The sequence below is a fragment of the Micromonospora sp. NPDC093277 genome, assembly GCF_044765245.1.
In the GTDB taxonomy this organism is placed as follows: Bacteria; Actinomycetota; Actinomycetes; order Mycobacteriales; family Micromonosporaceae; genus Micromonospora.
Window position 1 is genome coordinate 249,326 of sequence record NZ_JBIWJO010000005.1, and the last position, 13,649, is coordinate 262,974.

The following is a 13,649-nucleotide window of genomic DNA, read 5'->3' on the forward strand; positions in this document are numbered from 1 at the left end:
AGCGTGGTTGCCATGAGCGATCAGATCACCCCGTTCCGGATCGAGATTCCCCAGCACCGCCTCGACGACCTGCGCCACCGGCTCGCCAACACTCGTTGGCCGGAGGTGCTGCCCGGCGCCGGCTGGGAGGCCGGGGTGCCGCTGGACTACCTGAAAGACCTGGCCGACTACTGGCAAACCACGTACGACTGGCGCGCCCACGAGGCACGGCTGAACGAATTTCCCCAGTTCACCACCGTCATCGACGGGCAGAACGTGCACTTCCTGCACGTGCCTTCGCCCGAGCCGGACGCACTGCCGCTCATCCTCACCCACGGCTGGCCCGGCTCGGTCGTGGAGTTCATGAACGTCATCGGGCCGCTGACCGATCCCGCCCGACACGGCGGCGACCCCGCCGACGCCTTCCACGTCGTGGCTCCGTCACTGCCCGGCTTCGGCTTTTCCAGCCCGCTCGCTGGCCCTGGCTGGGGCACCAGCCGAGTGGCCCGCGCCTGGGCCGAACTGATGAGTCGCCTCGGCTACCACCGCTACGGCGCGCAAGGCGGCGACACCGGCGCGATCGTCTCCCCCGAACTCGGCCGCATCGACCCCGATCACGTGATCGGCGTGCACGTCAACAACCTGGGCACCTTCCCCTCCGGCGACCCGGCCGAGCTGGCCGGCCTCACCGAGGCCGACCAGGCCCGCCTCGAGCTCATGACGACCTGGGGCCGGGACATGAGCGGGTATGCCATCGTCCAGTCAACCCGGCCACAGACAGTCTCCTACGCCCTCACGGATTCACCGGTCGGCCAGCTCGCCTGGATCGTCGAGAAGTTCAAGGAATGGACCGACCCGAGTGCCGCCCTGCCCGAAGACGCCGTCGACCGCGACCTCATCCTCACCGACGTCTCGGTGTACTGGCTGACCGGCACCGCCGGATCCGCCGCCCGCATCTATTACGAAGACGCCCGTACCTGGGGCCAGGCCCAGAACCGGTCGCCCGTACCGACCGGGGTGGCGGTGTTCCCCAACGACATCACCATCCGGCCCCTCGCCGAACGCGACCACAACGTGGTGCACTGGACCGACTTCCGTCGCGGCGGGCACTTCGCCGCCATGGAAGCACCCGACCTCCTGATCGGCGACGTACGGGAGTTCTTCCGCCGGTTCCGTTGACGTCGACCAGACAAGGCGGACCTCCCGCCGGCCCGGACCGCCCGATCCGGACCGGCGGGACGGCCCCGGACCCGAATCGCGCGAGCGCCCACGAACGGGCCGTCGCGGAACACCGGCCGTCGGTGGTTGCCCAAGTCGTCGTCGCGGATGTCGGCGATCTCGACCAGGAGCGGCACGGCCGGTGTTCCGCCGCGGTGCGGTAGTTGACCAGCTGCCAGCCGTCGCGGATGGTGGTCCGGGACGTGGCCGGTGATCTGCCGACGGATACGGCAGTAGGAGTCACGACGGGCGTGTAATGCCGCCGCGCGTCGCCAGCGCGTCGAGGATCAGATCGAGGCCGAATTCGAACTGCCCGCCGAAGTGGTAGCCGGGTTGCTGGACGTGCTGCGTGGCGAACTCGACCAGATGCGGGTAGTCCCCCGCCGCGAATCCTTCCATGATCGAATCCGCGACCGTGTTGGCGGAGTCTGCGCCGTCAAACGGCAGCGATGCCTCCTGCAGCACGAAGCCGTACACGTACGCATCGATGATCGCGTACGCGTGGGCTGTCATCTGCAGCGAGAAGCCCCCGGCCCGCAGCACGCCGAGCATGGCGTCGTGATGGCGCAGGGTGGCCGGCCCGGGGCTGGTCCGGGTTTCGACCAGGGCCAGTGCCCAGGGATGCCGCGCGAGGACGGTACGGGCTGAGAGGGAACGCCGGCGCACCTCGGCGCGCCAGTCGCCGCCCACCTGTGGCAGTTCGATCTCCGCGAAAACCCTGTCGACGAGAGCATCGAGGAGTTCGTCCTTGTTGCGGATGTAGTGGTACAGCGACATCGGTTTGGCGTTCAGCTCGGCGGCCAACGACCGCATGGTCAACGCCCCCAGGCCGTGTGCGTCGGCGATGCCGACCGCGGCCTGCAGCACCCGCTCGCGACTCAGCTGCCGTGCTGGTTCGACCACTGTCTGGTTCCCGCCTTTCGTGGCCTTGCGTTGACCGGCCTCGCCCCCAAGCGTATCGTACTTAGTACCACGTACTTAGTACGATAGCCTGGGAGGCGAAGATGTCCCTCCGCACCTCCGGCAGATACGCCGGTGCGTTCTTCCTGTTGGCGTTCGTCTCCTACGGCATCGGCAGCACTCTCGCCGGGCAGTTCGCCGGGACGGCGCTCGTGGTGCTCAACTCCGTCCTGGTGGCGGCCATCGGCATCCTGGTCTTCCGGGCGCTGCGCCGACCACATCCGGGCACCGCCTGGGCATACCTTGTCGCGCGCGGCGCGGAGGCGTTCCTGCTCACCGCCGGGATCGTTCTGCTGGACTCGGTCGGGGCCGGTGCCGCCGACATCGCATACCAGTTGGCCATGCTGTCGCTGGGGCTGGGCAGCCTGCCATTCTGCCTGACCCTCAACCGGCAGCGCTGGCTGCCGAAGTGGCTGGCGATCTGGGGATTCGCCGGATACGCGCTGCTGGCGACCGGCGCGGCCGCCGAGCTGACGGGGGCCACCGTCGGGCTCGTGCCAGCGATCCCGGGAGGCCTGTTCGAACTCGTCCTCGGTCTGCTGTTGCTCACTCGCGGCTTCACGCCGCCCACCGCCGTGCCGCCGGGCGCCGCTTCCGCCGGGCCGTCGAACGCAGCGGCGGCCGTGGACGGCAGGTCCCGGGCAAGCCGTGCGGCGCTGGCCGCCGGGCTCGGCCTGCTGCTGATGGCGGTTCTCGCCGGACTGGCCAACTTCGGCATCGTGCAACGGCTGGTCTCCACCGACGCCGCCGAGACCACCACCCGACTGCTGTCGAATCAACGGGCGTTTGCCCTTGCCGTCGCCGCTCTGTTCACGGTGGCCTGCCTCGACGTGCTGGTTGCCTGGGCGCTGCGGGTGTTCTTCGCCGACACCCACCGCACCGTCGCACTGCTCTCGGCCTGGTGCCGCACCGCGTACGCGGTCGTCTTCGCCGTCGCGATCACGCACCTCATCGCCGCCGCCGGCATTCTGCATGACGGCACGGCGACCGACCAGATCAGCCTCAACGTGTACGCACAGATCACCAAATTCGAGGACATCTGGAGCCTGGGTCTGATCCTGTTCGGAGTCCACCTGCTGATGATCGGCTGGCTCGCATGGCGGTCTCCCACTGCGCCGACCTGGGTGGCGGTGCTCGTGGCGATCGCCGGCGCGGGCTACCTCGCCGACTCGATCGGAACGCTGGTCTCGGCCGCGTACACGATCCAGATCGCCGCGGTCACGTTCGGCGGTGAGGTCGTCCTCATGGCGTGGCTGCTCATGTTCGCGGCGCGCTCGCGCAGCCGTCGCCGGCCCGACCCGGACGGGGACCGCCAGTTGCAGATCGCTTGACAGTGGCCACCACGCCCAGTTGTCGCGCCCCGCAGGCCGACAGTTCGGAGGACGGGGACAGCGGTCGAGCGTGATCGGGTCCCGGCCTGACCGACGCTCGGCGCGCGGTGTTGGAGCCGTTGCCGCCCCGGGCCGTGTGGGTCGTCGGCACCCGGCCCGGGGCGGGTGTGAGTAACCCGATCCTGGGGTGGTTACCGCCTGCGTCGTTGCTGCCTCTCGGCCACGACGCGCGGCCGTGGGATCGCCCCGGACCGCTGGTGGGACAGTCGGGTCGTCAGCTCGTTGGGGCCGCCGGGAGGCGGACGACGAAGCGGCACCCGTCGGCGACGTTGTGCGCGTGCACTCGTCCGCCGTGCGCCTCGACCAGACCGCGCACGATCGCCAGGCCCAGCCCCCCGCCGGTGGGCCCGCCACGGTCGGCGCCGGCCGGTGCGGGAGTGCGGGCCCGTTCCCCCCGGAACGCCACGTCGAACAGCCGGGGCAGGTCCGCCTCGGGAATGCCGCCGCAGGTGTCGGAGACGGCAAGCCACACATCTTTCTCGTCACGGCCGGCGTCGATCCGCACCGTGCCGTCCGGCGGCGTGTACCGCACCGAGTTGACGAGCAGATTCGTGATGATACGGGCGAGTTCCGCCTCGGCCGCCCGGACGGTCGGCCAGCCGGTCTCCGGGGCGAGTACCCGCACCCGCCGGTCGGCGGCCAGCGGCGCCGTGGCGGCGATCGCATCCGAGACGATGTCTCCGAGCGGCACCGGGGACAGTGCTGGCCGCAGCGCACCGGCGTTGATCCGCGACAGCTCGAACAGATCGTCGACCAAGCGGGTCATCCGGTCCGTCTCGACCCGAATCCGGTGGTGGTACTGGGCCACCGTCGTCGGATCGTCGACCACCTTGTCCTCGAGCGCTTCCGCCATCGCCCGTAGGCCCGCGAGCGGGGTGCGCAGGTCGTGGGAAACCCAGGCGACCAGCTCGCGGCGGCCGGCCTCCAGCTGCCGTTCCCGCTGCCGGGCCTGGTCGGCCCAGACCGCCGCCTGTGCCAGCCGCCGCGCGAACGCCACCCCGACGGCCAGGGTGACCGCCGCGGACGCCGCAACCGTAACGAGCACGACCTGCAGGTCGTGTGCGGACAGGAACATGGCCTGCGCGACCGCCGTGACTCCCGCGGCCACCGATACGACCGTGACGGCCAGCAGCACCGCCACATGAGCGAGGATCGACCGGCGGCGCACCAGACGCAACGCGCCGACGCCGAGCGCACCGACGATCCCTCCGGCGATCAATGCGTAGAGACCGATGAGCAGCAGATCCTTCACCGGTCCGGCCCCTGTGGCTCGTACCGGTAGCCGACACCCCACACGGTTACGATGCGTCGCGGCTCAGCGGGGCGTTCCTCGATCTTCTCCCGCAGCCGGCGGACGTGGACGGTGACGGTGGACTGGTCGCCGAACCGCCAGCCCCACACGCGGTCCAGCAGTTCGGCGCGCGACCAGGCCCGCCCGGGGTTTCGCAGCAGGAACGCGAGCAGGTCGAACTCCCGCAAGGTCAGCGCCAGGTGATCGTCGCCGAGCCGGGCGACCCGCCGTTCGGTGTCCGCCGTCAGGTCGCCGTCGCACAGCGCCGCCGGGACTCCCCCGTCGCGTGGTGCCGCGCGTCTCAGCACGGACCGGATGCGCAGCACCAGTTCCCGCGGGGAGAACGGCTTCGTCACATAGTCATCCGCGCCGACCTCGAGCCCGGCGACCCGATCGGCCTCATCACCGAGCGCGGTCAGCATGACGACAGGCAGGTCCGGCATCCGGCCGCGCAGCCGCTTACACACCTCGATGCCGTCGACACCAGGCATCATCAGGTCGAGGACGACCAGGTCGGGTCGCTCGGCCGCGACCGCGGCGAGCGCGTCGGCCCCGTCGAAGGACAGCCGGACCCGGCAGCCGTCCTGCTCCAGGTAACGCCGTACGACATCGCTCACCGTTCGATCGTCGTCGACGACGAGCACGTGAGGCCCCATGGGCGCAACGCTACCCATCAGCGGCCCGGTGCGGACGCGCGCGACCTGCCGCCAGGACGCCGTAAGCAAACGGAAAGATCTTCCCGCACCGTACCGGCTTACCGTCATCGACATGCTCAGGAGACGTTGGCTGTTGTCCGTTCTCGCCGTCGTGGTCCTCACCGGACTCGGGGTGAGTCTGTACCTGTTCCAGCCGTGGCGGCTGGTGACGAACCGCGAGGTACGCGAGGCGCTGCCCACGGTGGCGGAGCCCCAGCCGACCGGCTCAACGGAGCCGCAGCCGAGCAACTCGGTGGCGCCCGCGGACCTGATCCTCGCCGCCGGCAACTTCATCACCCACGAGCACGACACGACCGGCCAAGCGCAGTTGGTCCGCCTCGCCGACGGCCGCCGTCAGCTGCTCTTACGCGGGCTGGACACCTCCGACGGCCCCGACCTGCGGGTCTGGCTCACCGATCGGGAGGTGCTGCCCGGCCGCGCGGGCTGGCACGTGTTCGATGACGGCCGCTGGGTCGAATTGGGCCGGCTCAAGGGCAACATCGGCGACCAGGCGTACGACATCCCGGCGTCAGCGAACCTGGACGGGCTGCGCAGCGTGTCGATCTGGTGCAAACGATTCGCGGTGTCCTTCGGCGCCGCGCCGCTCGCCGTCCCAAACGCATGAGCAGCGACGGTGTCGCACTCCGCCGCCCACCGGGTGTGCCGGTGACCATCAACTCCGACGACCCGCCGATGTTCTCCACCACCTGAACCGGGAGTACCAGGTGGCCGCGGACCTGCTCGGCCTGGACGAGTACGGCGTCGCCGATCTGGCCCGGCAGGCGGTGCGGTACTCGTTCCTCGACGACCCGGGCAAGGCTGCCGTCCTGGCTGAGATCGACGCCTACGTCGCGCATCGAGCGCCGACCGTTTCCAGCTGAACGGCGTCGCCGGGCCCAGCCTGCGGCCGCGGTCCGAGCCGGGGCTGGGCGCAGCACGCCGATCCGCCTCAGCGGCGAATCAGCTCTCCCTGCCCCGCACCGCAGGAGTCCCGTCTCCTCTCCGGACTTCAGACCCGGGTATCCGCGGAAGGGAGTCTGATGACCCGGATCGCGACCAGGGCCGTCCAGGCGAGCAGCGGGAAGACGGCCAGCCGCTCCATGCCGCCGACGCCGATCCCGACGTCGACCTGCGCCAGGAACAGGGCCGTACCGGCCAGGCCGGCCAGCCCCAGCGCGAGGCTGTCCGCGCGCATCGCGCTCAGGACCGGCGACCGTCGGGCCAGCGCCGCCACAATCATCCCGACATTGCCGAGTACGAAGATCAGCAGTGCCGCAAGAAAGTGGTTGTTCTCGTTCACGTCCGCCGGGTACGCACCGGCCAGGACGTACCCGCCCGCGCCGGCGAGCGCCGGCAGCCGCGCGGCCGTGGTGGCGGCGCCGCAGCCGAGCGCCGACCAGGTGAGCAGCACCCCGAGCGCGAGCAGCAGGCCAGTGACGATCATGGCGCTGTTCATCGCCACGTGCCACGGCGAGCAGACCTCGCGCGGTCGGGTGGTGTCCCAGCTGCCGCAGGTGACGTTGCCCAGGTCGCTGATGTTGTTGGTGGCCCAGCTGAAGGGCGGGTGCCGCCAGGCCAGCCCCGTGATCACGTTCGCGGTCAGGAACAGCGGGGTGGCCAGCAGCCAACTGCAGGCGCCGAGGCGGTCGATTCGCATGCGCCCAGTCCAGCGTCGCCAGGGCCGGCGACGCACTGGGTGTAGGCGCCCGATCCCGGGTGGGGCCAGGTATACCCAGGATTGGGGGTCCAGACGGCTGGGTCGGGCCGATGCCGGCTGGCTAGCTTGACGGGCATGACCGCAGACGAATCCCCGTACCTGGCCACGGCGCTACGCCGGCCCGGCTACCTGATCTCCGCCTGGCCGTGGCGGGCGCTGGCGTACGCCGTCACCAGCGTGCCCCTCGCCGCGGTGCTGGCGGTCGCGCTCCTCATCGTCGGCAATCCCCTGCTGCTGGTGATCGGTGCGTTCCGCCAGGATCGCCCCATCGAGTTGCCGCTCCTGCTCTGCCTCGCCGTCACCGGCATCGTCCTGGTGCTTCTCGCCCCTGTCGTGATCACCCCGGTGACCGCGATCGAACGGTGGCGGCTCGGCCTCGTCGACCCGCGTCCGTTGCCGGAGCAGCGCCGGCCGAGCGGCCTGGCGGCGCGCTACACCAGTGGGACGGCGTGGCGGGAGGTCGCGTACGCCTGCTGGCTGGGTGGCGCCGTGCCGCTCGCGTACGGGATCTTCGCGCTGCTCATGCTGCTGGATCTCACGCTGCTCGCCGGGCCATGGTTGGCCGGGGACGAGGACCGGGTGGTCCTGGGGTGGGTCACGGTCGACACGCCCGGTCAGGCGGTCCCCTACGCGATCGTGGGGCTCCTGCTCGTCCCGGTGCTGTGGTATCTGGCTGGTCTGCTCGTCGCCGGACAGGCCGCCGTGGCGCGCTGGCTGCTCGGTGGGCCACCGGCCGACGGTGTGGCGCTGCGGGAGGTCACCCGCTCCCGGGCTCGCCTGGTCGACGCGTACGAGGCGGAACGCCGGCGCATCGAGCGGGATGTGCACGACGGGGCGCAGCCTCGGCTGACGAGCCTGACCCTCCAGTTGGGGCTGGCCCGGCTCGATGTGCCCGACGACTCGCCCGCGGCCAGGCCGCTGGATATCGCCCATGACCAGGCCAAGGATCTGATGGTCACGCTCCGGCAGATCGTGCAGGGTATCCGCCCGCAGGATCTCACCGAGCTCGGCCTGGCCGGTGCGGTGCGGGAGCTGGCCGGCGGGGCCACCATTCCGGTCACCGTCCACGCTTCCCTGGCCGGGCCCCTGCCCGAACTGGTCGAGACGACCGCGTATTTCGTGGTGTCGGAGGCCTTGGGCAACGTCGCCCGGCATGCCCGGGCGACCCGGGCCGAGGTGCGGCTGGCCCAGGTGGGCCGCCACCTCGTCGTCGAGGTGTCCGACGACGGCCGCGGCGGCGCCGATCCGGCCCGGGGTACGGGTCTTACCGGCCTCGCCGACCGGGTGGCCGCCGTCGACGGGCGGTTGTTGCTCGCCAGCCCGGCCGGCGGGCCTACGCTCGTGCGGGTGGAGCTGCCATGTCCCCGGTGATCCGGGTCGTGCTCGCCGAGGACGAGGTCCTGTTGCGCGAGGGTCTGGTCGGCCTGCTGACCCGGTTCGACTTCGAGGTGGTCGCCGCCGTCGGCTCGGCTCCGGCCCTGCTCGAGGCGGTGCGCGGCCACGAGCCGGACCTGCTCGTCACCGACATCCGTATGCCGCCCGGCCACCGTGACGACGGCCTGCGGGCGGCCGTGGCGCTCCGGGCCGAGCGGCCGCGGCTCCCGGTGGTGGTGTTGAGCCAGTACGTGCAGACCGAGTACGCCTCCGCGCTGCTCGACAGCGGCGACGGCCAGCGGGTCGGCTATCTGCTCAAGGATCGGGTTGCCGATGTCGCCGAGTTCGCCGGCACCCTGCGCCGGGTCGTAGCCGGCGGGACGGCCATCGACCCCGACGTGGTCCGGCATCTGCTGCACCGGCCGCGGGACCCGCTTGCCGCCCTGTCCGCCCGTGAACGTGAGGTGCTCGCGCTGCTCGCCGAGGGCCACTCCAATGCGGCGATCGCGGCGCGGCTGCACGTCACCGAGGCGGCGATCGGCAAGCACGTCGGCAACATCCTGACCAAGTTGGACCTGCCGCCCAGCGACGACACCAACCGCCGGGTGCTGGCGGTCCTCGCCTACCTGCGCCGCCCCGGGCCCTGAGGCGAGGATCCGCCCGGCGCTCAGCCGGCGGCGCGGGCTGGGCCGGGGTCGTGTGTCGCCGTCGCGCTGGGGCGGGCCGGGCCAGCTGGGGGCGCTGTCGGCCCGGCGCGGTCGGCCAGCGCGGCGAGCGTCGCGCCGCCGTCGGCGAGCAGCGCCGACTCGGCGTCATCGACGAAGGCGAGATCGGCCTCAACGTGCCGGCTGGCGGCCGACAGCAGCAGCCGGACCACGGGGTCGTCGGCGGCGCGGCGCAGCGCGTCGAGGTTGCGCAGTTCCCGCATGAGGTGGCCGCGTTGGTTGCCGAGCACCGTCCGGACCGTCGCCGCGGTGCCGGTGCGGGCGGCGGCGGTGACCTTGAGGAAGAAGTCGTCGCGGAACCCGCCGCTGCGGGGGCTGGGCTCGGCGAGCCAGCGTTCCAGTTCGGCGCGGCCGGTCGGGGTGATCTCGTAGACGACCCGGTCGGGTTTGACCGGCTGGGCCTGCCGCTCGGCGACCACCATGTCGTCACGGGAGAGCCGGTCGAGGATCTGGTAGAGGTGCCCGATGTTGAGTGGTCCCCACTGTGGGCCGACCGCCGCCTCAAAGGCGCTCTTCAGCTCGTAGCCGTAGCTGGGGCCTCGGGCGAGCAGGGCCAGGACCGCGTGCTGGATCGCCACCGTCTCCTCCAATCCGGACCGGGCCCGTCCGGCCGAACGGGCCTTGCATTGTCACAATGTATCGCGCACAGTGTGTGTCAGCACACGGGGAGGCGCGACATGCTCAACTTCATCTGGGGGCAGCTTCGCGGCCGTGCGGGACGGTCGGTGGCGCTGCTGGCCGGCGTGCTGGTGGCCACCACCGGCTTCGTCGTCCTGACCGGTGCCACCACCACCTCCCGCCTGGCGGTGACCGGCACCGTCGAACGGAACACCCGGGCCGCGTACGACATCCTCGTCCGTCCCAACGGGACGCGTACGCCGCTGGAGGCCGAGCGGGGACTGGTCCGCCCCAACTACCTCTCGGGCCTCTACGGCGGCATCACCACGGCACAGTACGAGCGGGTCAAGGCCGTCGCCGGGGTGGACGTGGCCGCCCCGATCGCCATGCTCGGCTACTCCACCGCCCCGGTGCCCCTGTCGATCGACCTCACCGACGCCGTTGACCGCGGTCTGGACCGCCAGGTCATTCGCGTCGACCGGACCTTCGTCGCCGAGCGGGGCCTCTCCACCACGAAGGCCAAGCCCAACTACGTCTACGTGACCAAGCATCCGCTGATCTATCCCGTGCTGGGCGCAGAGTTCAGCAACGACGCCACGCCCTACTCGGACGGCCGGACCTACCCGATAGGCGCCTGCGGGCCGGCTCCCCGTGAGGTTCTGCCGGATGGACGTAGCCAGCCGATCTGCGATCCGTGGTGGAATCTCCTGGGCAACCCTGCCGCGCTGTCGGAACGCGACACCTGGAATCTGGACGTCGTCCGGCTGCGCCCCGACGGCCGGTTCGAGGCGACGGCCGGTCTGCTGGCCCCTCGCGGCGACGGACCGGCCAGCAGCGCCGACCGGCTGGTACTGACCTACGACCTGACCGTGCCGTTCCTGCTGGCAGCGGTGGATCCCGGTGCAGAGGACCGGTTGGTGGGACTCGGCGGCAGCTTGGTTGACGGCCGGACCCTACGGGAAGCCGAGACGCCCACCGAGAGCCCGGCCGGCGTTGTCGTCCACTGGCGGTTCCCGGTGCTGGTCACCAGTCGCCCGTTCATCGACAGTGCGCTACGCACCGGCGTAACCCGCATTCCCGATCTTCAAATCCCCGGAGTGCCGGTCGAGAATCTGGAGCAGACGCTCGACGGGGCGAAGGGGATCTCCCTGAGTGGCGACGAACAGGATGTGACGTCCGGCTTCCGCTCCTGGCTCGACGAGGGCCTTTCCGAGACCGGATGCTGCTTTGGCCAACTCCAGGTGCTGATGCAGTCAGGGGAGACGACGTACGACCCCACCAGCACCGGCACCCTCCTGGCCGAAGGGGGCCTGCGCACCGACTCCAAGGTATATGGCGATTACCGCACGGAGAATCCGCTCCCCCGCCCCTGGCTCGCCGACGACACCGGCTCTCGACAGTTGCGAAGACTCGCCGTCGCGCAGGGCACCAGCGGTCCGTTCCGATCCTGGCAGACGGTGGGGGTCTTCGACCCGGAGAAGCTGACCGGGTTCAGCGACCTGGGCAGGCTGCCGTTGGAAACCTACGAGCCGCCACAGGCCGAGGGGGCCGACGAACGTAGCCGCAGCGCCCTCGGCGGGCAGCCGTTGGAGCCGAGCGGCAACCCGGCCGGCTACCTCTCCGCCCCACCGCTGCTGCTGACCAACCTGGCCAGCGTGCCGAAGCTGCTGGAGGGCGGCACCAGCCCACAGCGCGCGGCCCCGATCAGCGCGATCCGAGTCCGGGTCGCCGACGTGCACGGGTACAGCAAACGCTCGGCCGAGCGGGTCCGGCTGATCGCCGAGCGGATCGCCACCGAAACCGGTCTGGACGTCGACATCACCCTCGGCTCCTCCCCCGCGCCACAAACCGTGGAGCTGCCGGCCGGCGCGTTCGGCCGCCCCGACCTGCGGCTGACCGAAAACTGGTCCGCGCTCGGAGTCGCCTCCATGATCACCAACGCCGTGGACCGCAAGAGCGCCGCACTGTTCGTCCTGGTACTGCTCGTGTGCGTACTGTTCCTCGGCAACGCGGTCTCCGCCGCCGTCCGGGACCGCCGCCCCGAACTGGCGGTGCTCGCCTGCCTCGGCTGGCCGGCCCGCCGGATCGCGGCGCTGATCCTCGGCGAGGTCACCGCGCTGGGGCTGGCCGCCGGGCTGCTCGCCGTCGGGCTGGCCTTCCCGCTCGGCGCCGCGCTGGGCATCGACGTCGACTGGCGGCAGGCATTGCTCGCCGTACCGGTGGCCCTGCTGCTGGCGCTGGCCGCGGGCCTGGCGCCGGCACTACGGGCCGCACGCGCCCACCCGGCCGCCGCGCTGCGCCCGCCGGTGGCCACCGCCCGCTGGGTACGCCGGCCCCGCACCCTGCCCGGCCTGGCCCTGGTGAACCTGGTCCGCACCCCCGGTCGCACCCTGCTCGGCGCGGGCGCGCTGGCCATCGGGGTGGCCGCGCTGACCCTGGTCGCCGCCGCCGCGTATGCCTTCCGGGGCGCCATCGTCGGCAGCCTACTCGGCGACACCGTGTCGCTGAGCGTGCGCGGCGCGGACGCCCTGGCGGCCGTGGCCACGGTGCTGCTCGGTGCGGCGGCCGTCGCCGACGTGCTCTACCTGAACATCCGGGATCGCGCCGCCGAACTGTCGACGCTGCGCGCGACCGGCTGGACCGACGCCGCCCTGGGTCGCCTGATCGGCTACGAGGGACTACTCCTCGGCGCGCTCGGCGCGCTCACCGGCGCGGCCCTGGGCCTGGGCGGAGCCGCCTGGCTGGTCGGTGAGCTGCCGGCGGCGCTGCTGCTGGTGGCGGCCGCCGTCGCGCTGGCCGGGGTGCTGGTCACCTGCCTGGCGGCGCTCGTCCCGGCCGCGTTGCTGCGCCGCCTGCCCACCGCACGACTACTCGCAGAGGAGTGAGCATGGACGCGACCACGGGCAGCGCGGTCCGCACGGCCGGGCTGGTCCGGCAGTTCCGCACCGGCGCCGAGCGACTCACCGCAATCGACGACGTGTCCCTGGAGATCTCCGCCGGGTCGGTGGTGGCGCTGACCGGGCCGAGCGGCTCCGGCAAGTCCACCCTGCTGCACCTGATCGGCGCGATCGAGCAGGCCGACCAGGGCACCGTCACGGTGGACGACGTCGAGGTCACCGCGCTGCGTCGGTCCGCCCTGGCCCGCTACCGACAGCGGGTCGGCTTCGTCTTCCAGCGCTACCACCTGCTGCCGGCGCTCACCGTGCTGGACAACGTCATCGCGCCGGTGCTGCCCCGACGGGGCCACGCCGGGCACGTGACGCGCGCCGGTGAGCTGCTGGAGGCGGTGGGCCTGGCCGGCCGGGAACGGGCGCTTCCTGCCCAGCTCTCCGGCGGGCAGCAACAGCGGGTGGCGATCGCCCGCGCGCTGATGGGCGCGCCCCGGCTGCTGCTGGCCGACGAACCGACCGGCAACCTCGACTCCACCACCGGCGCCCAGATCCTCGACCTGCTGCTCGACCTGCGCGACCGGCACGGCATGACGATCCTGCTCGCCACCCACGAACGGGCCATCGCCGCGCGCTGCGACCGGCTGATCCGGCTCGGCGACGGGCGGATCGTCGAGGACGTTGACCTCACCGAGGGCGAGGACCCGACCGACACGTACACCCGGGCGAGCCGGCTGCGCCTGTAGGGCGGTTTCCCGGATCGCCTCGGCGATCAGCCGGTGCGAGGCGTTTC

The 13,649-nt window shown here is 71.7% G+C and carries 13 protein-coding genes; 8 read left to right on the top strand and 5 right to left on the bottom strand.

The window, feature by feature from the left end:
* Positions 1–12: 12 nt before the first annotated feature.
* Complete coding sequence (locus ACIRG9_RS13590) at positions 13–1,158, top strand: epoxide hydrolase family protein (RefSeq protein WP_402854670.1); 1,146 nt, start codon at positions 13–15, stop codon at positions 1,156–1,158.
* A gap of 279 nt (positions 1,159–1,437) precedes the next feature.
* On the opposite strand, the gene ACIRG9_RS13595 is transcribed toward ACIRG9_RS13590, so the two are convergent.
* Positions 1,438–2,100, bottom strand: a complete 663-nt coding sequence (locus tag ACIRG9_RS13595; RefSeq protein WP_402854672.1) for a TetR/AcrR family transcriptional regulator — start codon at positions 2,098–2,100, stop codon at positions 1,438–1,440.
* A gap of 101 nt (positions 2,101–2,201) precedes the next feature.
* Here ACIRG9_RS13595 and ACIRG9_RS13600 point away from each other — a divergent pair, with 101 nt between their 5' ends.
* Positions 2,202–3,488, top strand: a complete 1,287-nt coding sequence (locus ACIRG9_RS13600) for a DUF4386 family protein (RefSeq protein ID WP_402854674.1) — start codon at positions 2,202–2,204, stop codon at positions 3,486–3,488.
* Between the two features lie 274 nt (positions 3,489–3,762).
* Here ACIRG9_RS13600 and ACIRG9_RS13605 read toward each other — a convergent pair whose 3' ends face one another.
* On the bottom strand, positions 3,763–4,800 hold the full coding sequence (locus ACIRG9_RS13605) for a sensor histidine kinase (RefSeq protein ID WP_402854676.1): 1,038 nt from the start codon (positions 4,798–4,800) through the stop codon (positions 3,763–3,765).
* Complete coding sequence (locus tag ACIRG9_RS13610; protein ID WP_402854678.1) at positions 4,797–5,495, bottom strand: response regulator transcription factor; 699 nt, start codon at positions 5,493–5,495, stop codon at positions 4,797–4,799. Before ACIRG9_RS13610 ends, ACIRG9_RS13605 begins: the two co-directional genes overlap by 4 nt.
* Positions 5,496–5,607: 112 nt before the next feature.
* Between ACIRG9_RS13610 and ACIRG9_RS13615 the strand changes: the two genes are divergently transcribed.
* The gene (locus tag ACIRG9_RS13615) at positions 5,608–6,159 is read left to right on the top strand and encodes a DM13 domain-containing protein (RefSeq protein ID WP_402854680.1); all 552 of its coding nucleotides are present in this window, start codon (positions 5,608–5,610) and stop codon (positions 6,157–6,159) included.
* Positions 6,160–6,259: 100 nt separating this feature from the next.
* Entirely contained in the window at positions 6,260–6,415 is a 156-nt protein-coding gene (locus ACIRG9_RS13620; RefSeq protein WP_402854681.1) for a hypothetical protein, read from the top strand.
* A gap of 128 nt (positions 6,416–6,543) precedes the next feature.
* Here ACIRG9_RS13620 and ACIRG9_RS13625 read toward each other — a convergent pair whose 3' ends face one another.
* A complete protein-coding gene (locus tag ACIRG9_RS13625) occupies positions 6,544–7,191 on the bottom strand; it encodes a DUF998 domain-containing protein (RefSeq protein ID WP_402854683.1) in 648 nt (215 codons plus the stop codon).
* Positions 7,192–7,326: 135 nt separating this feature from the next.
* On the opposite strand from ACIRG9_RS13625, the gene ACIRG9_RS13630 reads away from it, so the two are divergent.
* Positions 7,327–8,622, top strand: a complete 1,296-nt coding sequence (locus tag ACIRG9_RS13630; protein ID WP_402854685.1) for a sensor histidine kinase — start codon at positions 7,327–7,329, stop codon at positions 8,620–8,622.
* Positions 8,610–9,272 carry a response regulator gene (locus tag ACIRG9_RS13635; protein ID WP_402854686.1) on the top strand — a complete coding sequence of 221 codons (663 nt, stop codon included), beginning with the start codon at positions 8,610–8,612 and terminating at the stop codon, positions 9,270–9,272. The genes ACIRG9_RS13630 and ACIRG9_RS13635 overlap by 13 nt, the downstream gene beginning before the upstream one ends.
* 20 nt (positions 9,273–9,292) lie before the next feature.
* Here the strand turns inward: ACIRG9_RS13635 and ACIRG9_RS13640 are convergent, their stop codons facing one another.
* Positions 9,293–9,928, bottom strand: coding sequence for a PadR family transcriptional regulator (locus ACIRG9_RS13640; protein WP_402854688.1), 636 nt, complete (start codon positions 9,926–9,928; stop codon positions 9,293–9,295).
* A 99-nt stretch (positions 9,929–10,027) separates the two neighbouring features.
* On the opposite strand from ACIRG9_RS13640, the gene ACIRG9_RS13645 reads away from it, so the two are divergent.
* Together ACIRG9_RS13645 and ACIRG9_RS13650 are read left to right on the top strand one after the other, a co-directional pair.
* Positions 10,028–12,853, top strand: coding sequence for an FtsX-like permease family protein (locus tag ACIRG9_RS13645; RefSeq protein ID WP_402854690.1), 2,826 nt, complete (start codon positions 10,028–10,030; stop codon positions 12,851–12,853).
* Between the two features lie 2 nt (positions 12,854–12,855).
* Positions 12,856–13,602 carry an ABC transporter ATP-binding protein gene (locus ACIRG9_RS13650; RefSeq protein ID WP_402854692.1) on the top strand — a complete coding sequence of 249 codons (747 nt, stop codon included), beginning with the start codon at positions 12,856–12,858 and terminating at the stop codon, positions 13,600–13,602.
* Positions 13,603–13,649 lie beyond the last annotated feature (47 nt).